This window comes from Amycolatopsis sp. MtRt-6 (genome assembly GCF_017308975.1).
Lineage (GTDB): Bacteria > Actinomycetota > Actinomycetes > Mycobacteriales > Pseudonocardiaceae > Amycolatopsis.
On the sequence record NZ_JADWPD010000019.1, the window covers coordinates 109,274 to 131,447 of the forward strand.

General features: G+C 71.2%; 21 protein-coding genes. 13 read left to right on the forward strand and 8 right to left on the reverse strand.

Going from position 1 to position 22,174, the window contains the following annotated elements:
• Nucleotides 1-33: 33 nt before the first annotated feature.
• Nucleotides 34-996, reverse strand: coding sequence for a LysR family transcriptional regulator (locus I4Q55_RS28980; protein ID WP_206792001.1), 963 nt, complete (start codon nt 994-996; stop codon nt 34-36).
• 102 nt (nt 997-1,098) lie between these two features.
• Here I4Q55_RS28980 and I4Q55_RS28985 point away from each other — a divergent pair, with 102 nt between their 5' ends.
• Together I4Q55_RS28985 and I4Q55_RS28990 are read left to right on the forward strand one after the other, a co-directional pair.
• A complete protein-coding gene (locus I4Q55_RS28985; RefSeq protein WP_206792003.1) occupies nt 1,099-2,868 on the forward strand; it encodes an FAD-dependent monooxygenase in 1,770 nt (589 codons plus the stop codon).
• Between the two features lie 11 nt (nt 2,869-2,879).
• Nucleotides 2,880-4,784, forward strand: a complete 1,905-nt coding sequence (locus tag I4Q55_RS28990; RefSeq protein WP_206792004.1) for a maleylacetate reductase and hydroxyquinol 1,2-dioxygenase domain-containing protein — start codon at nt 2,880-2,882, stop codon at nt 4,782-4,784.
• A gap of 22 nt (nt 4,785-4,806) precedes the next feature.
• Here the strand turns inward: I4Q55_RS28990 and I4Q55_RS28995 are convergent, their stop codons facing one another.
• The gene (locus tag I4Q55_RS28995) at nt 4,807-5,787 is read right to left on the reverse strand and encodes a LacI family DNA-binding transcriptional regulator (protein ID WP_206792005.1); all 981 of its coding nucleotides are present in this window, start codon (nt 5,785-5,787) and stop codon (nt 4,807-4,809) included.
• A gap of 121 nt (nt 5,788-5,908) precedes the next feature.
• Between I4Q55_RS28995 and I4Q55_RS29000 the strand changes: the two genes are divergently transcribed.
• Nucleotides 5,909-6,838 (forward strand): dihydrodipicolinate synthase family protein, encoded by a 930-nt coding sequence (locus I4Q55_RS29000; protein WP_206792006.1) that lies wholly within the window; start codon nt 5,909-5,911, stop codon nt 6,836-6,838.
• Nucleotides 6,839-6,939: 101 nt separating this feature from the next.
• Nucleotides 6,940-8,322: an MFS transporter gene (locus I4Q55_RS29005; RefSeq protein WP_206792007.1), complete on the forward strand. Its 1,383-nt coding sequence runs from the start codon at nt 6,940-6,942 to the stop codon at nt 8,320-8,322.
• A gap of 143 nt (nt 8,323-8,465) precedes the next feature.
• Here I4Q55_RS29005 and I4Q55_RS29010 read toward each other — a convergent pair whose 3' ends face one another.
• From I4Q55_RS29010 to I4Q55_RS29025, 4 genes are all read right to left on the reverse strand, one after another.
• Entirely contained in the window at nt 8,466-9,305 is an 840-nt protein-coding gene (locus I4Q55_RS29010) for a S1 family peptidase (protein WP_307793343.1), read from the reverse strand.
• A 166-nt stretch (nt 9,306-9,471) separates the two neighbouring features.
• On the reverse strand, nt 9,472-10,125 hold the full coding sequence (locus tag I4Q55_RS29015; RefSeq protein WP_307793337.1) for a response regulator transcription factor: 654 nt from the start codon (nt 10,123-10,125) through the stop codon (nt 9,472-9,474).
• A 4-nt stretch (nt 10,126-10,129) separates the two neighbouring features.
• Nucleotides 10,130-11,692, reverse strand: a complete 1,563-nt coding sequence (locus I4Q55_RS29020; protein ID WP_206792009.1) for a sensor histidine kinase — start codon at nt 11,690-11,692, stop codon at nt 10,130-10,132.
• Nucleotides 11,693-11,746: 54 nt separating this feature from the next.
• Nucleotides 11,747-12,562, reverse strand: a complete 816-nt coding sequence (locus I4Q55_RS29025; protein WP_206792010.1) for an SGNH/GDSL hydrolase family protein — start codon at nt 12,560-12,562, stop codon at nt 11,747-11,749.
• Between the two features lie 89 nt (nt 12,563-12,651).
• Between I4Q55_RS29025 and I4Q55_RS29030 the strand changes: the two genes are divergently transcribed.
• Together I4Q55_RS29030 and I4Q55_RS29035 are read left to right on the forward strand one after the other, a co-directional pair.
• The gene (locus I4Q55_RS29030) at nt 12,652-13,245 is read left to right on the forward strand and encodes a PadR family transcriptional regulator (RefSeq protein ID WP_206792012.1); all 594 of its coding nucleotides are present in this window, start codon (nt 12,652-12,654) and stop codon (nt 13,243-13,245) included.
• A gap of 267 nt (nt 13,246-13,512) precedes the next feature.
• Nucleotides 13,513-14,088: a GNAT family N-acetyltransferase gene (locus I4Q55_RS29035; RefSeq protein ID WP_206792014.1), complete on the forward strand. Its 576-nt coding sequence runs from the start codon at nt 13,513-13,515 to the stop codon at nt 14,086-14,088.
• A gap of 124 nt (nt 14,089-14,212) precedes the next feature.
• Here the strand turns inward: I4Q55_RS29035 and I4Q55_RS29040 are convergent, their stop codons facing one another.
• Together I4Q55_RS29040 and I4Q55_RS29045 are read right to left on the reverse strand one after the other, a co-directional pair.
• A complete protein-coding gene (locus I4Q55_RS29040) occupies nt 14,213-15,970 on the reverse strand; it encodes a cell wall metabolism sensor histidine kinase WalK (protein WP_206792016.1) in 1,758 nt (585 codons plus the stop codon).
• Nucleotides 15,960-16,646: a response regulator transcription factor gene (locus tag I4Q55_RS29045; protein WP_206792018.1), complete on the reverse strand. Its 687-nt coding sequence runs from the start codon at nt 16,644-16,646 to the stop codon at nt 15,960-15,962. The genes I4Q55_RS29040 and I4Q55_RS29045 overlap by 11 nt, the downstream gene beginning before the upstream one ends.
• A gap of 78 nt (nt 16,647-16,724) precedes the next feature.
• Here I4Q55_RS29045 and I4Q55_RS29050 point away from each other — a divergent pair, with 78 nt between their 5' ends.
• The 7 genes from I4Q55_RS29050 to I4Q55_RS29080 all read left to right on the forward strand — a co-directional run bounded on the left by I4Q55_RS29050 (nt 16,725) and on the right by I4Q55_RS29080 (nt 22,155).
• On the forward strand, nt 16,725-17,306 hold the full coding sequence (locus I4Q55_RS29050; protein WP_206792019.1) for a hypothetical protein: 582 nt from the start codon (nt 16,725-16,727) through the stop codon (nt 17,304-17,306).
• Nucleotides 17,296-18,369 carry a peptidoglycan-binding protein gene (locus I4Q55_RS29055; RefSeq protein WP_206792022.1) on the forward strand — a complete coding sequence of 358 codons (1,074 nt, stop codon included), beginning with the start codon at nt 17,296-17,298 and terminating at the stop codon, nt 18,367-18,369. Before I4Q55_RS29050 ends, I4Q55_RS29055 begins: the two co-directional genes overlap by 11 nt.
• On the forward strand, nt 18,366-19,049 hold the full coding sequence (locus tag I4Q55_RS29060) for an ABC transporter ATP-binding protein (RefSeq protein ID WP_206792023.1): 684 nt from the start codon (nt 18,366-18,368) through the stop codon (nt 19,047-19,049). The genes I4Q55_RS29055 and I4Q55_RS29060 overlap by 4 nt, the downstream gene beginning before the upstream one ends.
• A complete protein-coding gene (locus tag I4Q55_RS29065; protein ID WP_206792024.1) occupies nt 19,046-20,218 on the forward strand; it encodes an ABC transporter permease in 1,173 nt (390 codons plus the stop codon). Before I4Q55_RS29060 ends, I4Q55_RS29065 begins: the two co-directional genes overlap by 4 nt.
• A gap of 271 nt (nt 20,219-20,489) precedes the next feature.
• Nucleotides 20,490-20,870 (forward strand): HAD family hydrolase, encoded by a 381-nt coding sequence (locus I4Q55_RS51005; protein ID WP_206792127.1) that lies wholly within the window; start codon nt 20,490-20,492, stop codon nt 20,868-20,870.
• A 103-nt stretch (nt 20,871-20,973) separates the two neighbouring features.
• Nucleotides 20,974-21,885, forward strand: a complete 912-nt coding sequence (locus I4Q55_RS29075) for a hypothetical protein (protein WP_206792025.1) — start codon at nt 20,974-20,976, stop codon at nt 21,883-21,885.
• A gap of 63 nt (nt 21,886-21,948) precedes the next feature.
• The gene (locus tag I4Q55_RS29080) at nt 21,949-22,155 is read left to right on the forward strand and encodes a hypothetical protein (RefSeq protein ID WP_206792026.1); all 207 of its coding nucleotides are present in this window, start codon (nt 21,949-21,951) and stop codon (nt 22,153-22,155) included.
• The last annotated feature ends 19 nt before the right edge of the window (nt 22,156-22,174 follow it).

Consider the following 22,174-nt stretch of genomic DNA (forward strand, 5'->3'; position numbering starts at 1 on the left):
AGCTCGCCGCCGCGCGCGGACAGGCCGCGCGTGTCACCAGTGGGCGGCGCCCAGCCCGTCCCTGGCGTGCTCCGGTCCCAGCATGTCGGGTTCGGGGGTGGACAGGGCTGTCCGGAGGAAGCGGCGCAGGACCGGCGAGTCCTCGTCGGGCCGCCAGCAGACGGCGGTTTCGACGACGGCGGTGTGCCGGCGCAACGGTCGCGCGATCAAGCCCGGCCAGAGCATCGAGCTGTACTGCGCGGGCAGCAGGGTCACGCCGGCGCCGGCCTCCACGAGGGCGAGCGCGTGCATGACCGAGGTCGCCTCGTGCCGGGCGTCGGACGAACGCCCGGCGCCGGCCCAGGCGGCGTGGATGTGGGCGGCGAGCCCGGCTCCGGCCTCGGCCGTGACCACCACCCGTTCGCCGCCCACCTCGGCCAGGTCGATGCGTTCCTGGCCGGCGGCGGGATGCGCTTGGGCGAGCACCGCGACGAGCGGCTCGCGGGCGACCACCGCGACTTCCAGCGCCCGGGCCCGGCTCGCCGCGTGCCGTGTCCGGCCGGGACCGCCGGGTTCGATGTGGAGCAGCCCGGCGTGCGCGTCGCGACGGTGGACCCGCTCGACCACGTCGGGATCGGAGTCTTCGGTGAGAACGAGGTCGACGCCGGGTTCGAGCATGGTGCCGCCGACCAGGTGGGGCAGCAGCCGGGGCGAAACGGTGTGGCCGACGGCGACGGTCAGCCTGCCCCGGGTGCCGAGGCCGATCGTGCGCACCATCTCGGTCGTGGTGTTGAGCTCGGAAAACAGGCGGCGCGCGCGTTCCGCCAGCGCCCGGCCCGCTGCCGTCAGCTCGACTCCGCGGCCATGGCGGACCAGCAGGGGGACTCCGAGCTCGCGTTCCAGCGTCTGGAGCCGCACGCTCAGCGGAGGCTGTGTCATGTGCAGTGCCGCGGCGGCGCGACTGATCGAGCCTTCCTCGGCGACGGCCAGGAAGCACTCCAGAGCCCGCAGATCCATATTCAGAGGCTATATCAGCGACATTGACTTCGTATTGGACGTATAGCCGGCGGGTTCGCATACTCGTTCCACCGGTCGAAGCGGACCCAGAGGTGAGGCAGCGTGAGCGACAACCCAGACAACCCCGGCCAAGTCACCACGGACGTCCTGGTCATCGGCAGCGGACCGGCGGGCGCCTCGGCCGCGCTGTTCCTGGCCACCTACGGCGTGGACCACCTGGTGATCACCAAGTACCGGTGGACGGCCAACACCCCGCGCGCGCACATCACCAACCAGCGCACGGTGGAGATCCTGCGCGACATGGGCATCGAAGCCGACATCGAGGCGCAGGGCACGCCCGCCGCGCTCATGGGCGACACGGTCTTCTGCACCAGCCTCGCCGGCGACGAGATCGGCCGGGTCCGGACCTGGGGGACGCACCCGGCCCGCAAGGCCGACTACACGCTGGCCAGTCCGTCCGAGAACTGCGACCTCCCGCAGACCCTGCTCGAGCCGATCCTGATCGGGCACGCCGCGGAGCGCGGCAGCAGGATCCGGTTCGACACGGAGTACCTGTCGCTGGAGCAGGACGACGACGGTGTCACCGTCACCGTGCAGGACAGGCTGTCCGGCCAGACCTACCCGATCCGCGCGAAGTACGTCATCGGCGCGGACGGCGGGCGCAGCCAGGTGGCCCGCGACATCGGGCTGCCCTTCGAAGGACAGATGGATCTGGCGGGGAGCATGAACATCGTCTTCCACGCCGACCTGACGAAGTACGTCGAGCACCGGCCGAGCGTCCTGTACTGGGTGCTGCAGCCGGGTTCGGACATCGGCGGCATCGGGATGGGCCTGGTACGGATGGTCCGGCCGTGGGACGAGTGGCTGGTCGTGTGGGGCTACGACATCAGCCGGCCGCCCCCGCAGGTCGACGACGCCATGGCCACCAAGATCGTGCACGATCTGGTCGGCGACGACACGACCCCGGTCACCATCCGCTCCACCTCGTTGTGGGGCAACAACAAGATGTACGCCACCAGGTACCGGACAGGGCGCGTGTTCTGCGCGGGCGACGCCGTGCACCGGCACCCGCCGTCGAACGGCCTGGGCTCCAACACCTCCATCCAGGACTCCTACAACCTCGCCTGGAAGCTCGCCGCGGTGCTGTCCGGGAAGGCGGGGGAGGGGCTGCTCGACAGCTACGACGCCGAGCGCGCCCCGGTCGGCAAGCAGATCGTGTTGCGGGCCAACAAGTCCATCGAGGAGTTCGGCCCGATCTTCGACGCACTCGGGTTCACCGCGACCGACGACCCGGCCGAGCAGATCGCGAACATGCGGGCCCGGGCCGAGGACACCCCGGAGGCGGCCGCGCAGCGGGCCGCGCTGCGGGAGGCGTTGGAGCTGAAGGATTACGAGTTCAACGCCCACGGTGTCGAACTCGGCCAGCGGTACGTCTCCCGCGCGGTGGTCGGCGACGACACGCCCGAGCCGGAGTTCACCCGCGATCCCGAGCTGTACTACCACCCGACCACCTGGCCGGGGGCGCGCTTGCCGCACTGCTGGCTCGGCCACGGCGGGCACCGGGTCAGCACCCACGACATCACCGGCAAGGGCCGGTTCGCCGTGCTCACCGGCATCTCCGGGCAGGCGTGGGCGGAGGCGGCCGCCGGCGCCGCCCGGTCGCTCGGCGTCGACATCGCCGCGCACGTGATCGGCCCCGGCCGCGAGTACACCGACGTCTACGACGACTGGGCGCGGCTGCGCGAGGTCACCGAGTCCGGGTGCGTGCTCGTCCGGCCGGACGCCCACGTCGGCTGGCGGGCCTGCGAACTGCCCGCCGATCCGGAAAAAGAGCTCACCGAGGCACTCGCCCGCCTGCTCGACCGCGTCTGAGGAGACCGGAAATGTTCACCTACACGGCTCGGCCCGCACGCATCGTCTTCGGGCACGGCACCCTCGAGCGGGTCCGTGACGAGGTCGAACGGCTCGGCCGGTCCCGGGCGCTCGTCCTGGCGAGCCCGGACCTGGCGGAACCGGGCGACCGGGTCGAAAAGGCCCTCGGCCCACTCGCCGTGGGCCGCTTCGACGGCGCCGCCATGCACACCCCGGTCGAGGTCACCGAGCAGGCCCTCGCGCTGCTCCGGGAGGCCGGAGCGGACTGCGTGGTGGCGGTCGGCGGCGGCTCGACGACCGGGCTGGCCAAGGCACTCGCCGTCCGCACCGGGGTCGACCAGGTGATCCTGCCGACCACGTACGCCGGCTCGGAGGTCACCCCGGTCCTGGGCGAGACGGCGGACGAGGTGAAGACGACGCGCTCATCGCCGGAGATCCTGCCCGAGACCGTGATCTACGATGTCGAGCTTTCCCGGGAACTGCCCGTCCCGATCGCGGTGACCAGTGCCGTGAACGCGCTCGCGCACGCCGTGGAGGCGCTCTACTCGCCCGACGCCAACCCCGTCGTCGACGGGATGGCGCTCGACGCCATCGGGCGGCTGGCACGCGGACTCCGCGGGCTCGGCGAAGACACCCTCGAAGCGCGGACCGAACTGCTGCAGGGCGCCTGGCTCGCCGGGACCTGCCTCGGCGCGGTCGGCATGGGCCTGCACCACAAGCTCTGCCACACCCTTGGCGGCAGCTTCGGCCTTCCCCACGCTCCGACGCACACCGTCGTGCTCCCGCACGTCATGGCCTACAACGCCGCCGCGGCACCCGATGCGATGCGCCGCATCGCCGAAGCGCTCGGCGCCACCGACGCTCCCACGGCGGTGTACGACCTCATCGCCGAGGCCGGTGGGCCGACCTCACTGCGGGAACTCGGCCTGGCCGAGTCCGACCTCGACCGCGCGGCCGGACTCGCGACCGCCGCCCCGTACCCGAACCCCGCCGAGCCGACCCGGGACGGCGTCGCGCGGTTGCTGCGCCGGGCCTGGGCCGGTGAGCGTCCCGAGCCCACCGGCGCGCCGGTGCTGGACCGGCTCACCGCTCAGGTCGTGTCGACCTTCGCCGGCACCCCCGATCCGCGGCTGCGCGCGCTGCTGCGGGACCTGGTTCCGCGGTTGCACGCCTTCGCGATCGACAACGACCTGACCCAGGAGGAATGGCAACACGGCATCGATTTCCTGACCCGCACCGGGCAGATCTGCGATGCCACCCGGCAGGAGTTCGTGCTGCTGTCGGACACGCTCGGCCTGTCCAGCGTCGTCGATGTCCTCACCAACTCCCGCACCCCCGACACCACCCCGTCCGCGGTGCTCGGCCCCTTCTACGTCGACGGCCCACCCGAACTGGAGCAGGGCGCCGACATCGCCGCGGGGATGCCCGGCACCCCGCTGTGGGTCGACGTGCAGATCACCGACACGAACGACACGCCCGTGGCGGAAGCGGTGGTGGACGTCTGGCAGTCCAATGAGGACGGATTCTACGACGTGCAACTGCCCGAACTCGACGGACCGGTCCTCCGCGGCCGGCTCCGCACCGACCGTGACGGCCGCCTGCGGTTCTGGTCCATCCTGCCCTCGGCATATCCCATCCCGTCCGACGGCCCGGTCGGCGCGATGCTGGCCGCGACCGAACGGCACCCCTACCGCGCCCCGCACCTGCACTTCATGATCGCGGCCGAGGGCTGCCGGCGCCTGATCACCCAGCTCTTCGTCGCGGGCGGCAAGTACCTCGACTCCGACGCCGTGTTCGGCGTCAAGGACGACCTCATCGTGAACTTCGAACCCCGAACCGGCCCGACGCCCGACGGCCGTGCCGTCGACGGCGAATGGCGCCGGCTCGATTTCACCTTCCAGATCGCCCGCCGGTAACCGGAGAGGGAGCCACGCCACTTCAAGATGATCGTGGTGCCGTGGAACGGCGGGGGATCAGGGTCGGTGCGGCGACGACGGTCCGCGGCGCCCGGTCGTCGCTCGCTTCGTTCAGCAGGTCGAGGGCGGTGGTGGCGATCTGGGCGAAGGGGACGCGCACAGTCGTGAGCGGGACGGGCAGGCTGCTGACGACGGGGATGTCGTTGTAGCCGACCAGGGACAGGTCTTCGGGGATGCGAAGGCCGAGGGCGTGGGCGGCGGCCAGGACGCCGATGGCGGTGTTGTCGTTGACGGCGAAGATGGCGGAGGGCCGGTCGGTGCGGTCGAGCAGGGCCCGGCCGGCGGCTTCGCCGGATTTCATCGAAAAGGAGTCGCCGGCGATCAGGGACTCGTCGAGCGGTATCCCGGCTTCGGCGAGGGCATCGCGGTAGCCGTCGAGCCGGCCGCGGGCACTGGAGGCGTAGTTCGGGCCGCCGACGAGTCCGATCCTGCGGTGGCCGAGGTCGATGAGGTGGCGGACGGCCAGCCGGGCGCCGAGCCGGTCGTCGCCGATGGCGGCCGGGCCGATGCCGTCGGTGCGTAGCGCCAGTGCGTGCGGGACGCCTTGCGCGGTGGGGACATCCAGCCTCGCGGTGGTGAGGACGAGGCCGTCGACGCGGCGGCGGACGAGGGTCTGGACGGCGAACTGCTCGGTGGCGGGGTCGTCCTCGGTGGTGGCCACGACGGCGAAGAGACCGCGGCTTGCCGACGCGGTGGCGATCTGCTCGTACAGCATCGCCATGACGGTGTCGGTGAGCCGGGGAACGATCACGCCGACGGTGCTGGTGCCGGCGCGGCGCATGCCGGACGCGAGCGGGTTGCGGACGTAACCGAGTTCGGCGGCGACCTGGCGGACGCGCTGGGCGGTTTCGCTGTTGGACCGGGGGAGCCGTTCGTCGAGGACGCGGGACACGGTGGACTTGCTCACCCCGGCCGCCCGGGCGACGTCGACGATGGTCACCACACGCTGAAGGCTACTGGCCGGCCGGCCTTTTCCGGGGGAGGGGTTGACGTCGGGGCAGCCGTGGCGCATCGTGTGGGAACGTTCCTGCAACCGTTCCCGTCGATGTCGGAAAGGCTCGAGAATGTCTTCGGAGCACACCCTTGACCTGCGCGGACTGGTGCCCGCCCCCGTCACGCCGTTCACCGTGGACGGCGCGGTCGACCACGCGGCTCTCGCGTCCTACGGCAAGTGGCTGGCCGGGTTCGAGGGGGTGAAGGGCCTGGTCTGCCTCGGGCACGCCGGCGAGGGCACCTTCCTGACCCAGGACGAGCAGGTCGCCACCATCCGCACCCTGGTCGAGGCGGTCGGCGGCACGGTCCCGATCATCGCCGGGATCACCGGCGAGGGCACCGCGGTCGCCGCCGAGGAGGCGGTGCGCGCGGTGAACGCCGGCGCGTCCGCCGGGCTGGTCTACCCGTCGCACGGCTGGCTGCGGTTCGGCTTCCAGACCGGCGCGCCGCAGGACCGCTACCGGGCGATCTTCGAGACCTCGGGGCTGCCGCTGATCCTGTTCCAGTACCCGGACGTCACGAAGGCCAGCTACGACCTGGCGACCCAGCTGGAGATCGCGGCGCAGCCGGGCGTGTTCGCCACCAAGAACGGGGTGCGCAACATGCGCCGCTGGGACACCGAGATCCCGGTGCTGCGGGCCGAGCACCCCGAGCTGCAGATCCTGTCCTGCCACGACGAGTACCTGCTGCACACGATGTTCGACGTCGACGGCCTGCTGGTCGGCTACGGCGGCCTGGCGCCGGAGCCGCTGCTGGAGCTGATCGCCGCGGGCAAGGCGCGGGACTACCCGGCCGCCCGCGCGGTCCACGACCGGCTGCTGCCGGTCACCAAGGCCGTCTACCACCGCGGGTCCCACATGGAAGGCACCGTGGCGCTCAAGCTCGGCCTCAAAGCCCGCGGTGTCCTGCCGACCGCGACCGTGCGGTCGCCGCTGATCGACCTGTCCGCCGAGGCCGAAGAGGAGATCGTCCTCGCGCTCAAGGCCGCCGAACTCCTCTGAACGTCTGCCGGGGCGGCAGCACGCTGCTGCCGCCCCGCGATCCGGTGACAATGCAGTCCCGAAGGACTCCGCGACGAGGCGGAGAGCGAGGAACGATCCCCATGACCACCATTGCTGCGGGCGGAGGGACGGCGGCGACCGCGACCGCGGCCCTCCTCGCCCGCCTCGAGCGGCTCCCGATCACCCGCCGGCTCCTGCTGATCCGCGTCATCATCGGCTCGGCGACCTTCTTCGACGCCTACACCGTGCTGGTCATCGCCTTCGCGATGCCTCAGCTGGTCACCGAATGGGACCTCAGCCCCGCCCAGGTCGGCGCCATCCTGTCGGCCGGCTACGTCGGCCAGCTCATCGGCGCGGTCACCTTCGGCTGGATCGCCGAGAAGTTCGGCCGGATGAACACGCTGCTGATCACCATCGTGCTGTTCGTCTCGATGGACGTCGCCTGCCTGTTCGCCTGGAGCGGCACGTCGATCCTCATCTTCCGGTTCCTGCAGGGCATCGGCACCGGCGGCGAAGTCCCCGTCGCCAGCGCCTACATCAACGAGTTCATCGGCGCCCGCAAGCGCGGCCGGTTCTTCCTGCTCTACGAGGTCATCTTCCCGGTCGGGCTGATGTTCGCCGGAATCGCCGGCTACTTCCTCGTGCCGGTCTACGGCTGGCGCGCCCTGTTCGTCGTCGGGCTCATCCCGGCGGTGCTGACCATCCCGCTGCGCCTGCTGATGCCGGAATCACCGCGCTGGCTGGCTGCCAAGGGCCGCGTCGAGAAGGCCGACAAGGTCGTCTCGATGCTCGAAAACGAGGCCGTGAAGCAGGGACACGTCCTGGCCGAGCCAGACGTCCGCCCGGTTGACCCGAAGGTGAAGACCCGCTCGGACTGGCGCGAGCTGTTCCACGGCATCTACCGCAGGCGCACCCTGATGATCTGGGTGCTGTGGGCGACGGTGTACCTGGTCAACAACGGCCTGGTCACCTGGCTGCCCACCCTCTACAAGCAACTCTTCCACCTGCCCTTGCAGACCAGCCTGGCCTATGGCTGGGTCACCTCCGGCGTCGGCGTGCTGGCCTCGGTGGCCTGTGCATTGCTGATCGACAAGGTCGGCCGGAAACGCTGGTACTCCTGGGCATTCCTGCTCGCGATCGGGCCGCTGGTCGCCCTCACCGTTTCCGGTGCCACCACAGCGATCCAGGTTCTGATCATGGCGACGCTCGCCTACGCGATCCTGCAGACGATCTCGTTCTCCCTGTACCTCTACTCCGCCGAGCTGTATCCCACGCGGCTGCGCGCGATCGGCACCGGCTTCGGCAGCGCCTGGCTGCGCGCCGGCTCCTCCGTCGGCCCGCTGCTGGTCGGCTGGATCGTCGCCGACCTCGGCATCCGCTACGTCTTCTCCGCCTTCGCCGCGGTCGCCCTCATCGGCGGAATCGTCACCATCCTGTTCGCCATCGAAACCGGGAACAAGGTTCTCGAAGAGCTTTCACCGTGACCGAGGACAGGCTCGGCGGTGTGGAACAGCTCGTCGAGACGGATTCCATCGGTAGCACTGCGGAAGACCCGTGCGGTGCTGGACATCCCCCGCGCACCGCACGGGCCGGGCCGCGCACCCCCGTGCGCAGGGCGGTGGCGAAGTCAGCCGCCGATGCCGGCTCCGACGGCGAGGAGGGCGGCGGTCACCGGCTGGAAGAACGTCACGCCGCCGGTCCGGCAGTTGCCGGAGCCGCCGGAGGTGATGCCGACGGCGGAACCGTCGCGGGTGAACAGCGGTCCGCCGCTGTCGCCGCCCTCGGCGCACACCGTGGTCCGGATGAGCCCGGTGACCCGGCCTTCGGGGTAGTTGACCGTGGCGTTCAGCGAAGTGACGCGGCCCTGGTGCAGGCCGGTGGTGCTGCCCATCCGGAGCACCTGCTGATTGACCTTCGCCGCGGCGGCCCTGGTGATGGCGACCGTCCGGCCGCCGCCGACGTCGACGACGCTGGGTGCCTCGGTCGCGGTGTTGTTGTACGTGAGCAGGGAGAAGTCTCCGGTGCCGGGGAACGTGGCCTGCTGGACGGTGGCGACCGATCGACCGTCCGGCGTCAGGGACCATTGCCGTCCGGCGGTGGCGCAGTGGCCGGCGGTGAGGATGCCGGGGTTCCCGTCGCTCGTGGTCACGTTGAACCCGAGGGAGCACCGGGCCCGGCCGGTGAAGATGGCGTCGCCGCCGCCCGCGAACAGCTTGAGGACTCCGGGGGTTCGCTCGACTCGGAACTGCTGCCCGCGGGTGGCCGCCATCAGGCGGTCCCACCTCTCGCCCTGGACGGTGCTGTCGGCCGTGACGACCGTTTGCCCGGTGTCCGCGTCGATCGCCCACGCGGTACCGGTCATGGCGCGCGCCGCGGCGCCGCTGTCCGCGGGCCCGGTGCCGGCCGCGTCCGCATGGGGGATGGCGATGGCGGCCGTGGCGGCTGCCACGATGGCGGCGGCCGCCACCAAGAGCTTGACTCTGCTCGGCTTTCGGTGCCGGGAAGGCATTTCGCAGACCTCCGTGCTCGGTGATCGGGTTCTCACCCGGCTCCACGCGGGGACTGGCCGAGGTGTTCAGCGGTACGGCGTTCCCGAGACGATCCGCCGGTGTCAAGTCGCCGGTCGTCTCGGATCAGGCAGCCGGCAGGATGCCCGCTTCGTGCGCGATGATCGCGGCGCGGACCCGGTTGTCGCAGCCCAGTTTCGCGAGGATCCGGCTGACATAGGTCTTGACGGTGCCCTCGCCCATGAACAGCTGGCCGGCGATTTCGGCGTTGGACTTGCCGAGCCCGACCTGGACCAGGACCTCCCGTTCCCGCTCCGCCAGCGTGCCCACGAGCCGGCGCGCCTCGCCGTCGTCGGTGGTCACGTACCGGTCGATGAGGTCCTTGGTGATCCGCGGGGACAGGACGGCGCCCCCGCGGGCCGCGGCCCGCACCGCCTGGATGAGCTCCTGGGGGCCGGTGTCCTTGAGGAGGAACCCGGCCGCGCCGGCGCGCAGGGCCCGCGTGATGTAGCCGGGCTCGCCGAACGTGGTGAGCATGACGACTTTGACCGCCGGTGCCCGGTGAGTCAGCTGCTCGAGCGCGGCGAGGCCGTCGACGCCGGGCATGCGGATGTCGACGAGTGCCACGTCCAGTGGCAGGCGGCAGGCGAGGTCGACGGCTTCGTCGCCGTCGCCCGCCTCGGCGACGACTTCGATGTCTTCGGCGTGCCGCAGGACGAGCCGGATCCCGGCGCGCACCAGGTGCTCGTCGTCGGCGAGCAGGACGCGGATGCGGTCCACGGCGTCAGGCCGCCGGCAGGGGGAACCGGGTCTTGTCGACCAGGACGTCGGAGCGGAAGCAGTAGCGTTCGATCATCGTGGCGCCGTCCTCGGTGTAGGTGAAGGTGTACGAACAGTCCACGCCCGGGAGCGTGGGAGGTTCCGCGCCCCGCGCGGCCCGGTGGGCCAGCGAGTCGTCCGGGCCGACCGAGTCGGTGACCTGGCCGCGGGTGACGCCGAGGCCGATCGAGTCGAACCGGTCGACCATGCCCGGTGCGTAGGAGAGCATCGAGAACACGACCACCAGGATCGCGACCGCCCCGGCCAGGCCCGTGGCCAGCACCACCGCCTGGCCGAGGCGGCCCCAGCGGTCGTCGGGTTCCTCACCGGTGCCGGGTTCGGCGCGGCCGGCGCCGGGTGGGGGGATGGCCAGCGGCACTTCGGCCGCCAGCCGGAACCCGCGGCTCGGCAGGGGACCGGCGGTGAGGGTGCCGCCCAGCAGCCGGACCCGTTCCGCGACGCCGACCAGCCCGAGGCCGGAGCCGGTTGTGCCGGTCCCACCGCGGCCGTCGTCGACGATCTGCACGCGGACCCGGGCGGGTCCGTGGTCCACGACGACGTGGGCTTGCGCGCCGGCCGCGTGCCGGTGGAGGTTGGTCAGGCCTTCCCGGACGATCCGGTGCACCGCTTGCCGGACCGGCAGTGTGCTTTCGGTCAGGTCGTCGCCGTGCCAGGTCAGGTCGACCTCGGTGCCGCCGGCCTGGGCCTGGCGGACGAGCCGGCGGACGTCGGAGCGGGTGCCGGTGTGGTCGATCGGCTCGGTCGCGCCGGCTTCCCCCTGACGCAGGATGCCCAATGTCGCACGTAGCTCGTCCATCGCGATCTGCACGGTGTCCCGGATCAGCCGGGCCGGCTCGGTGGCCTCGACCGGGCGTCCCGCGTCGAGCTCGAGGCTGCCGGCGTAGAGGGAGATGAGGCTGAGGCGGTGTCCGAGCAGGTCGTGCATCTCCTGCGCGATGCGGGACCGCTCCTGGAGCCGGGCAGCCGATGCGGCAAACCGGGTCTGTTGCCGGAGGACGTCGATCAGCCGTTCCCGCTGGGCGAGAAGCGCCTGCACGACGGTGGGCCCGACGACGCACAGCACCGCGACGAGCCCGAACCCGCCGAGCGCGAGCTGCCACTGAAGGCGCGACCCGATCAATATCAATCCGATCGTGAAGGGGATCAGCGCGGCTACGGCCAGTGCAGTACCCCGCGACCGGGCCGACCGGGTTCGCGCAGCCACGCCGTAGGACGTCATGGCCAGCGTGACTCCGGCGGCCGGGTACCGCCCCACCAGCAGCGCGGCGGCGAGGAGCGCGAGCACCGGAAACCGGCGGCGTGCGGCGGCGAGCACGATCGCGGCACCCGCGACGAACAACCCGGTGCCGGGTTGTTCCCAGGGGGCCGGAGTCCAGGTCACGGCGATGTACTGCGTGGCCAGGTAAGTGACCCCGCCGACGAAGACCAGCGAGGCCAGTTCCGGGCCGCAAGCCGCGGCTCGTGAGGTGAGCCGAAGTGCACCGGGCGAGAAAGGGAATCCCGTCATACCCGGTTCCACGTACCGCACGCCAACGGCGGTTCGCCGGAACGTGCCGAGTTGTCAGCGACACTCAGCTCTGTGGTCCTTGATGCGGTGGAGTTGAGGGTGTTTGGCCGTGCGCTGGTCCCCGGAGGACTGGCCGCGCAGGCGCCTGCCGAGCCAAGGGCCGAGAAAGGTGGCTGCCCAACGCAGTTCGGCGGTGGCGCGCCAGTGCGTCGACGGTGGGGCGGGCAACGGTGGTGCGGGTTCGTTCCAGGAATCGTCGCTGCCCGGCACCTGGAGGGCGTGCGCGACCGCGTCGGCGATCAGCTGGTGCCCCAGGGGGCTGCAGTGCAGCCGGTCCTCGCTCCAGAACCGGCGGTCGGCGACGGAGGGGTGCAGAGCGATTTCCGCGACGGCGACTCCGTGCCGAGCGGCTGCGGCCCGGATCCGGTCGTTGATGTCGAGGATGCGGGAGCGAACCGGTCGGGCGAGGGGGATGATCCTGGTGAGGTCGGGAAAGGTCACGGTCGCCACGCGGGCCCCGGATTCGGTGAGCGCGGCGAACATCGCTTCCAGGTGACCGGCCACCGTGGCGGTCTCGACTCGGAGCCGGAGCAGGTCGTTCACTCCGGCGACAACGGTGGCCAGGTCGGGACGCAGCGCCAGAGCCGGCCCCAGTTGCCCGGACCGGACTTCGTCCGCGCGGCGGCCACGGACGGCGAGGTTGGCGTACTGGAGATCGGGGTTGTCGATGGTGAGGCGTTCGGCGAGCCGGTCGGCCCATCCCCGGAGGCCCACGATGTCGTCACCGTCCCCGACGCCTTCGGTCTGGCTGTCACCCAAGGCGACGTAGCGCAGGTACTTGCCGCCGGGCACGGGTTCCTCGGGCCTCATCACGCCACCCTCCTAGTCATAATGTTGACTAATCATAACCATGGCTATGATGGCGTCGGCCCCCATGTCGACGACGAGGAGACGCGCCGGTGAGTCTGCGGCATGCTGTGCTCGCGGCGTTGCTGTCCGGCGAGTACAGCGGCTACCAGCTGGCCAAGGCGTTCGACGTGGGCGTCGCCAACTTCTGGTACGCCCGGCCGCAACAGCTCTACCTGGAGCTGTCCAAGCTCGAGAAGGACGGGTTGATCAGCGGCCGGGAGGTGGTCCAGCGAACCCGTCCCACCAAGCGGTTGTTCAGGGTCACCGACGCCGGCCTCGCCGAGCTGGCGGATTTCGCCGCCGCCGTGAGCAAGCCGTCGTTCATCCGCGACGACCTGCTGGTCAAGGTCCAGGCCGTCGACCACGTCGACGCGGCACCGGTGATCGCGCAACTGGAACAGCGAGCCGCGGCAGCCGCGGCCAAGGTGGAGATCCTCGACAAGATCCTGCGGCGGTTCCGCGGGGACCTCGACGAGGAGACCTACCTGCGTCACGGATCTCCGATCGGGCCCTACCTGACGTGCTTGCGCGGCCGGCGGTTCGAGCAGGAACACCACGACTGGTCTGTGCGGGCCGCCGCGCTCCTGCGCGACCGGGCGACGCGGGACGGTCAGCCGGCGCCCACCTCGGATCCATCCCGGTAGCGCGGCATGATCGGCGCTGGATGGCGCGCTCCGCGAGTTGCGGCGCCAACCTGGTGCTGCGCAGAGCCCGGAGGGCCGACCCCGGGACTACTGCAGGCGCAGCAGCTCGGACAGCGCCGATGATCGCGTCTTACATCTCCCCAGGGCAAGCGGGAGCCTGCTGCACCCGGTCACACGGGGCACACCGGTTACGGTGTCGGGGCATGGTGTCGCCGGCGGACCTCGGGGCCGCGGGCGTCATCGAATCCACGAGTGAAGGAGCGGCGGGTGGGTGTCGACGGGACCGTCCCGGGCGGGGGGCTGGTGCAGCTGGTCGAGGCGCGGCCGGACGAGTACTCCGGCTTCGCGCGGCGGCTTCAGCGTGCGTTCACCGATGCCGCCGTGCACGAGCTCGGCGTCGACCCGGACGAGCCGATTCCCTCGGACGAGGACGTGTGGCAGACGCTGCGCGAGCCGGGCGCCGAGGTGCTGCACGTGGTCCGGGAGGATCGTGTGGTCGGCGGCGTGGTCGTCTCCATCGACGAGCACACCCAGCTGAACTCGTTGGATTTCTTCTTCGTGGACGGCGATCAGCAAGGCCGGGGGACGGGGGTCCTGGCGTGGCGTGCTGTTGAGGCGAGGTACCCGGAAACGCGGGTGTGGACCACCTTTACGCCCTACTTCGAGCGGCGGAACATCCATTTCTATGTGAACAGGTGCGGTTTCGCGATCGTGGAGTTCTTCCACCCCGGCCACCCGGACCCCCATGATCACCGGGCCTCGCCGGGTGATTCGCAGGACGGGGACGGGACCGATCACATGTTCAGGTTCGAGAAGGTGATGAGCCCGCAGCGTTGCCGATGAGGCGACCGCGGCCGCGCCGGGATGAGTCAAGCTGCCGGTCCGTGGCAAATTCCAGGGTGGGGTTGTAGGTCAACTCAGCTCGTGCGGCTGAGCGCTGCGCGGTCGCTCGTCGAGAAGCGGCAGCTCACCGATCACCGCCTTGGCGTTCCGCGGGGCCGGACCGTGGTAGTCGCAGGGTGAACACCGCACCCGAGGGCGAGCTGACGGCGACCGTGCCGCCGTGCGCGGTGACCAGGTCCCGCACGATGGCCAAGCCCAGTCCGCTGCCTCCGGTCTGCCGGGCACGGGACTTGTCGGCGCGCCAGAACCGGTCGAACACGAACGGCAGGTCTTCGGGCGGGATGCCGGCTCCGGTGTCGGCGACTTCGAACACGACTTCGTCGCCGTCGGCCGCCGCGCGTACCGTGACCTGGCCACCCGGTGGGGTGTACCGCAGCGCGTTGCCCACGAGGTTGCCGATGGTCTGGCGCAGGCGTACCGGATCCGCGATCAGCACGAGGTCCGGGTCGGCTACGGCGGCGGTGAGGGTGACGTCCGGGGCGTCCGGGGCGTGCGCGACGACGACTTGGTCGACGAGGTCGGTGACTCGCATCGCTTCGGGATGGATCCGCAACTGCCCCGCGTCGGCGTCCGCGATGTCCCGCAGATCTTCGATGACGTGGTGGAGCAACGCTGTGTCTTCCAGCAGGGAGTGGGTCAGCGCGCGGTCCAGTGGGAGGTGTCCGTCCTCGGCTGCTTCCAGCCGGCCGCGGACGGCGTTGAGCGGATTGCGCAGTTCGTGGGCGATGTCGCTGATCATCGTGCGCCGTTGCTGCTCGATCTCTTCGCGGCGCTTCACCAGCGTGTTGAACGCCTCGGCCAGGTAGCCGATTTCGTCCCGGGAGGTCACGGGGGCGCGCTGCTCCCGGCGCACGGCTTCGGTGAGCGCGCGCAGCGGCCGGGCCAGCCGGGAGGTGACGGCCACCATGACGAGCACGGCCAGGCCGACCACCCCCAGCGTCAGCAGGGTGATGCGCGCGGAATTCGTGGCCGACAACGGGAACCCGGACTGGGGCTCTCCGCCGGGACCGAGCACGAACAGCAGTGCGGGCGGGGCGACGTACCCGGCCAGCTGTGCCCGGCGTGAGGAGTCCACACAGGACTTCGCCGTCAGGGTTTGGTTGCCTGTCATGGCGAAGCCGAGCGTGACCACGGCGGGCTCGGTGGCGCCTTGACGGTTCAGGCAGGTGGCGACCAGCGTGTTCAACTCGGCGAGCGCCCTGGATTCGGTCGGGGTGGGCTGATCCAGTGCGTCCGTGTCGCACTGGGTGCGGACGAAGCCGCCACTGGGCGGGCTGACGACCGGCCGTCCCGACGGCAGTTCCCGGACCTGTGCGGGAACTCCCGTGTCCTGCAGGCAGAACTGCGCCAGGGCGGCCGCGGTCTGCAGGCTGACGCGTTCGTCTGCGGTCAGGGCGTACGGTCCGACCACGCGGGAATCGATTCCGCCGGGTGAGGTACCGGGCAGCAACGCCGGGTCCACGTGGAGCGGGTCGACCACCGCGCGGGGTTGCTCGGGCAGCGCCACCGCGCCGCCGGCGGAGTCGGCGATCGCTGCCCGCGCGGGCGTCGTCAGCACGATCCGGCGGCCGGTTTTCGCCGCCAGCAGGCGGACGGTGTCGCCGGCGCCGCTCCAGGCCGGGTTACGCGACGCGTAGCCGATCAGCTCGTTGTAGATGGACGCGTCGGCGGACAACGCTCGCCCTTGTTCCCGGCGGATCGCCTCGGTCGTGCTTTCGGCCGCCAGCCATGCCGTCGCGGCGATGGAGCTGACGGCGATCAGTGCGGAGACCCCCGTCAGCCGGACGACCAGGCTGCGGTGGCGGGCGAACCTAGCCCGCATCGGTGAGCTTGTACCCGACGCCGTACACCGTCACCAAGCGGGCCGGGCGGGCCGGGTCACGCTCGATCTTGCGGCGCAGGTTGAGTATGTGCACATCGATGGTCCGCGTCGTGACGTAGGCGTCGGTGCCCCGGGTCAGCTCCAGCAGCTGCTCCCGGGTGAACGCGCGGTCCGGCTGGCCGGAAAGCACCTCGAGCAGCGCGAACTCCGCGTGGGTGCACTCCACCGGCCGGCCCGCGAGATGGACGGTGTGCCGCTGCCGGTCGACCACCAGATCCCCGACCCGCGACAGAAAGCCGGTCTGTGAACCGAATCGCGTCCGGCGCAGCAGTGTCCGCGCGCGTGCCACCAGTTCGCGGGGGCTGTAGGGCTTGGTCATGTGGTCGTCGGCCCCGAGGTCGAGACTGCGCAGCAGGTCGTACTCGGAGTCGCGCGCGGTCAGCACGAGCACGGGGACGTCGGACTCGGTGCGCAGGGTGCGGCAGACGTCGAGCCCGTCCATCCCCGGCAGCATCACATCGAGTACCAGCAGGTCGGGCCGGCGCGCGCGAGCGCACGCCAGCGCCTCCTGACCGTCGTGCACGACTTCGACGGTGTGCCCTTCACCTTCCAGGTAGAGGCGGATCACCTGGGCCTGGTGCGGGTCATCCTCGGCGACCAGTACACGGGAGGACATCGCCCCAACCTAATCGGAGAGACATCATTCGAACAGCGCCTTAACCGGATGCTGACGAGATCCGCCAAAGCTGTTCCCATGACGATGATTTCCCGACGGCTGAAGCTGGGCCTGTGCGTGGCGGCGGCGCTGTGCGCGACCGTGGCCTGCGGAGGCCCGCCTGACCCAGCGCCGAGTGTGGCCTCCTTGCCCACCGGCAAGACTTCGGCGAGCACCGGGGCGACCGCCACGGGTTCCACAGTGGACCGCCACCCGCGCCAGACGCTCAACACCACCGACGCCGAATGGTGGGGCTGGACCCAGGTGTACTGGAAGTGCCTCAAGGACCACGGTGTCCCCTACGTCGAGAAGGAACCGGGAACACTCGCGCCGAAAGACAACGACGCCACGATCCGGGGCCGGAACCCGGCCTACAACGGCGCCTTCGACCAGTGCGAACCCATCAAGCCGCTGCCCGCGCCGGAACTCTCACCCGACACCAACCCGCACTACATGGACGGCTACCGCAAGGAGATCGCCTGCCTCAACAACCGCGGCCTGAAGGTCACCCCGCTGCCCAACGGTGGTGGCTGGAACTACGACGGCCGGCCGACGATGTCCCAGGACGAGCAGGCCAAAGTGCAGTTCGACTGCCGCAAGGAAGCCTACCGTGCCGGGTAAAGCAGTGACGATCACGCTCGTGGCCGTGGTCGCGGCGGTCACCGGGGCCGGAGTCTGGTGGTTCGCCGAGCCGCCTGCCCAGCCGATGGCGGCGGCGCCGGCCACCCCCGGCACCACGCAGGTGCGCCGGACGGACCTTTCCACCAGTACTTCCGTGGCCGGTACCCTGGGCTACGGCCACACCCGGATGATCCGGGGAACCGGCTCGGGCATCGTGACCTGGCTGCCCGCCACCGGCGCGACGGTGGACCGGGCCGGTCAGCTCTACCGCGTCAACGACAAGCCGGTCACGCTGTTCTTCGGTGACACCCCGCTGTACCGCAAGCTCGACCGCCCCGACCTGGTCGGCAAGGACGTCAAACTGGTGGCGGACAACCTCAATGCGCTCGGGTACCGCATCGGCACGCAGCCGCGGGCCGGCAAGGGCGAAGCGGTCCTCACGCAATCCCTGATCGACGCGATCAAACGGTGGCAGACCGCCCAAGGCGTGGAGCCCACCGGTGTGGTGGACGTGGGAGACGTCGTCGTTTTCGGCGGCCCGGTGCGTGTGGGCGCGATCCAGGCGCAGCTCGGCGATCCGGCGACGAACTCGCTGTTCGAGGTGAGCGCCACGACCAAGTCCGTCACCGTCGAGATCGACGCGACCGATGTCGGCTCGCACAAGGCCGGGGACAAGGTGACCGTCAAGCTGCCCGACGGGAGCACCGCCGGCGGTTCGGTCAGCTCGGTGGGGACCGTGGCCAAGGGCGGTAACTCCGCCGACGGCAGCGGTGACGGCTCACCGGCCTCGCAGCGGGTGGATCTCGTCGTCGCCCTGGACGATCCGGCCAAGGCCGGTTCCCTGGACTCGGCGTCCGTGCAGGTCGCGTTCCCGGCCACGAGCAGACACGGCGTGCTCGCGGTGGCCGTCGGCGCGCTGCTGGCGCTGAAGGAGGGCGGGTATGCGCTGCAACCCCCCGGCGGCGCTCTGGTACCGGTCACGACCGGGCTGTTCGCCCAGGGCATGGTGGAGGTCAGCGGCGCCGGCGTGGCCGAGGGCATGATCGTGGTGACCGCGTCGTGACCCCGGTACTCGCCGTCCGCGGGGCCGGCATGACCTACTCGGGTGGGGTGCGCGCGCTCGACGGTGTCGACCTGACGATCCGGGCGGGCGAACTCCTCGCGATCGTGGGGCCGTCCGGCTCCGGCAAATCCACCCTCCTCACCGTGATGGGTACGCTCGACCGGCCGACGTCGGGCACTGTCGAGGTGGACGGCCAGGACGTCGCCGGCCTGTCCGACCGGGAACTGTCCGCGCTGCGCGGCCGCCGCATCGGCTTCGTGTTCCAGCAGTTCCACCTCATCGACGGCCTGAGCGCGACCGCGAACGTGGCCACCGGCCTGCTGTACGCCGGGATACCCCACCGTCGCCGCCGGGCGCTGGCGCTGGCCGCACTGGAGCGCGTCGGCTTGGCCCACCGCGCCGATCACCGGCCGAATCAGCTCTCGGGCGGCGAGCGGCAGCGGGTGGCGATCGCCCGCGCCGTGGTCAAACAGCCGGCGCTGCTGCTCGCCGACGAGCCGACCGGCGCCCTGGACACCGCGACGGGGGCGGCCGTGCTCGAGCTGCTGGGCAGGCTGAACGCAGAGGGAACGACCGTCGCCGTGATCACCCACGATCGGGACATCGCGGCCAGGCTGCCTCGACGGCTGGAGCTCCGCGACGGCCGGCTCGTCCGTGACACCGCCGGCGGTGTGCGGTGAACCTCCGTGATCTGCTCTCGGTCGGCCTGGTCGGCCTGCGCACGCGCAAGGCCCGCGCCGCGCTGTCGGCGGTGGGCATCTCCATCGGCATCGCCACGCTGGTCCTGGTGACCACGATCCCGGCGTCGAGCCGGCAGGCGCTGGCCGCCCAGCTTTCCGCGCTGGGCACCAATGTCCTCGTGGTGTCCTCGCCCGTCCAGCTCCGGCCACCGGTGCCGCTGCCACGGGAATCCACCGCCATGGTGCGCCGGATCGGCCCGGTGACCGAAGTGCAGGCGGTGGGCAAGACCCCGGCCCGGATCACCCGATCCGACCACTCGGACCCCGCCGAGGTGACCGGAGTAACCGTCCAAGCCAGCGACCTCGGGTTGCTGTCCGCGGTCCGCGGACACGTCCGATCCGGGCGGTTCCTCGACGCGGCCACCGAGCGCTTTCCCACGGTCGTCCTGGGCGCCGTCGCCGCATCGCGGCTGGGGGTTCCCGACCTGGCGCGGCAACCGGCCCCGCAGGTCTACATCGGCGGCAGCTGGTTCACGGTGATCGGCGTGCTCGATCCGCTGCCGCTCCACCCGGAGCTGGATCGGTCGGCGCTGGTGGGGTGGGCCGCGGCGCAAGCCTTTCCGGGGTTCGACGGCCACCCCAGCCTGCTCTACGTCCAGGCCGCCGAGTCCGCCGTCGAGGACGTGCGCTCGATCCTGCCCCGCACGGCCAACCCGGAGCGGCCCGACGCCGTGCAGGTGACCAAGCCGTCCGAGGTGCTGGCCGCGAAACGGGCCACCGACACGGCGTTCTCCGCACTGCTGCTGGGACTGGCCGGAGTCGCGTTGCTCGTCGGCGGCGTCGGGGTGGCCAACACGATGGTGATCTCGGTACTGGAGCGCCGCAGCGAGATCGGTCTCCGCCGGGCCCTGGGCGCCACCCGTGGCCACATCCGCAGCCAGTTCCTCACCGAGGCAGTGGCTCTGTCCGGTCTGGGCGGCGGACTCGGCCTGCTCCTGGGCATCGGCGCCAGTGCGGCCTACGTGCTCCGCCAGCAGTGGCCGCTGGTGCTACAACCGGAGACCCTGGCCGGTGGATTGGCCGGCGCGTTGCTCATCGGCGCGGCCGCAGGGGTCTACCCGTCCGTGCGAGCGTCCCGGCTCACCCCGACGGAGGCGTTGGCCCTGTGAGAGCCGGGCATCGATCACGGCGTAGACCCGGATCGAGCCGCTGCTGCCGTGTACATCCCCGATCGGAGCGCACCCAGCGATCAGCGAGGCGCCGGAACACCTCGTCGGTTTCTCCATCGGTCGCGGCACTGGCCGGGCGGGAAGGGCGGAACCTGCCATCGTGTGAACCGGTCGGCGCGCTCGACCGCGGCCTGCGCATGGGTGGCGAGCCGCGACGGCTTTGGGAGGCTGCGAAACAGGAGCGGCAAGACGGCGCTGAGGCGGGCCCTACCTGTTCGCCGCGCGCCGCCTCGGGCCGGCCCCGGACCGCTGTGTGGCGGTCGAGGACTCCGCGTCGGGCATCCGCTCGGCCCACGCCGCCGGGATGACCGTCCTCGCCGTCCCGAACCCCGCTACCGCGCGGGACCAGGCGGTGCTCGAACTGGCTCACCACCAAGCGTCCGGCGCCCGGATTGCCGCCAAGACGCTCGCCACGTTGCTCGGTTCCGAGCTGAACGACCTTGAGTCTCAGTCTGGGGCAGGTTCGCGCGGGCCGGTCGCCACCACCAGGCACTCGTGTCCGTGCCACAACCGTGAGCACACGCCGGTGAGGCCGTGGTGGGTAACGGCCGGATTGCCCGGGCGGGCCGGTCGGCCGCGGCCGGTTAACTGAATCGTGACAGACCGACGCGGGCGGGGTAAGAGAGGCCGCGGATGCTGGCCGCATGACCGAAGCCGGGGTACGGCCGAAGACCGCCGATCGATCGAGGACCTCGATGAGCCGTGAGCTGATCGAGCTCGCCGCGCTGTTCATCGCCACCGGGCTTGCCGATCTGTTCGTCAGCACGTTGGAACACAACCGCGTCGGGCCGGTCATGCTGTTCGCGCTGGGCGGGCTCATGATCGTCACCGCCGCGTGGCGCCGGTGGTGGGCCCACCGTCCGCGACCGAAGCCGGCGGGCGGCGGCGCGGACGGAGGTCCGCCGCGGAGCGGGGTGGCGTGGCGGGTGCGCGCCACGGTGCGTGACGTGCCGGGGAGCTTGGCGGGGGTGACGGCCGCGTTGGCGGCGCACCGCTACGACATCGTCTCGTTGCAGGTGCTCGCGGTACCGGACGGTGTGGTGGACGAGTTTCTCGTCCGCGCGCCGGCCGGCGCGACAGCGGCGGACATCGCCACGGTCGCCGAACTGGGCGGTGGCCGGGACGTACGGGTCGTCCCGGCGGACGTGTACGAGTTCGTCGACCTGCCGACCCGCGTGCTGACGATGGCGGCCGCGGAAGAACCGGACCTGATCCGGTTGCTGCTGGCGGTACTGGGCGATTGCGGCATCGAACGGAAACCCGCCGGCCGTCGCCGGAAAGGGGCCGGTGAAGGCATGAACGGAACGGTGATGTGGCTGCCGGACATCGAGGGCGGCGTGGTGGTCGTTACCCGGTCGCTGCTGCCGTTCACCCCGGCGGAGTTCGCCAGGGCCAAGGCAGTCCTCGGTCTCCAACGCCGTCTCGCCGCGCAGCCGGCCACCGGGACGGGCAGCCAGCCGGGCACCGCCAGTCCGGCCACCTCGAGCGTCGCCCGCGCCGGCCGTGCGGTGTTGGCGATCCTGGGCGGCATGGGCGTGCCGGTTCCCGTCGGCACGGGGACCGTGTCACCCGTGGCAAGATCCACGTTCGCGAAGAACTGGCGGTAGGCCCGGTTCCACCCCGCGTAGTCCGCGTCCGCCGCGCCGGCCGGGCGTTTGAGGTAGGCCTTCATGGTGATCACGTCGCGTGGCGTCAACCCGACCGTGGCGAGGTTGGCGACGATCCGGGCCAGCGTGTTCCACGCCTGGCCCTCGGTGATCGTGACCCCGGCCGGCAGTGTGCCGCCGGGGAACAGGGAGAGGTCCAGGTACCGCTCCGGCGTGCCCGCGGGCGCGGCCGGGTTGGCCGCGGCCGGGCCGAGGCCGCTGCTCGTGTAGACCGCCACCGCGCCGCCGA

Bases quoted from the DNA above. Each gene is read 5' to 3' on its own strand.
- I4Q55_RS29075 (WP_206792025.1), top strand. From the start codon at position 20,974: ATGAGCCGTGAGCTGATCGAGCTCGCCGCGCTGTTCATCGCCACCGGG.
- I4Q55_RS29025 (WP_206792010.1), bottom strand. From the start codon at position 12,562: ATGAGGCCCGAGGAACCCGTGCCCGGCGGCAAGTACCTGCGCTACGTC.
- I4Q55_RS29020 (WP_206792009.1), bottom strand. From the start codon at position 11,692: ATGACGGGATTCCCTTTCTCGCCCGGTGCACTTCGGCTCACCTCACGA.
- I4Q55_RS29050 (WP_206792019.1), top strand. From the start codon at position 16,725: ATGACGATGATTTCCCGACGGCTGAAGCTGGGCCTGTGCGTGGCGGCG.
- I4Q55_RS29005 (WP_206792007.1), top strand. From the start codon at position 6,940: ATGACCACCATTGCTGCGGGCGGAGGGACGGCGGCGACCGCGACCGCG.
- I4Q55_RS28980 (WP_206792001.1), bottom strand. From the start codon at position 996: ATGGATCTGCGGGCTCTGGAGTGCTTCCTGGCCGTCGCCGAGGAAGGC.
- I4Q55_RS29000 (WP_206792006.1), top strand. From the start codon at position 5,909: ATGTCTTCGGAGCACACCCTTGACCTGCGCGGACTGGTGCCCGCCCCC.
- I4Q55_RS29045 (WP_206792018.1), bottom strand. From the start codon at position 16,646: ATGTCCTCCCGTGTACTGGTCGCCGAGGATGACCCGCACCAGGCCCAG.
- I4Q55_RS29080 (WP_206792026.1), top strand. From the start codon at position 21,949: ATGGTGATCACGTCGCGTGGCGTCAACCCGACCGTGGCGAGGTTGGCG.
- I4Q55_RS28990 (WP_206792004.1), top strand. From the start codon at position 2,880: ATGTTCACCTACACGGCTCGGCCCGCACGCATCGTCTTCGGGCACGGC.
- I4Q55_RS29040 (WP_206792016.1), bottom strand. From the start codon at position 15,970: ATGCGGGCTAGGTTCGCCCGCCACCGCAGCCTGGTCGTCCGGCTGACG.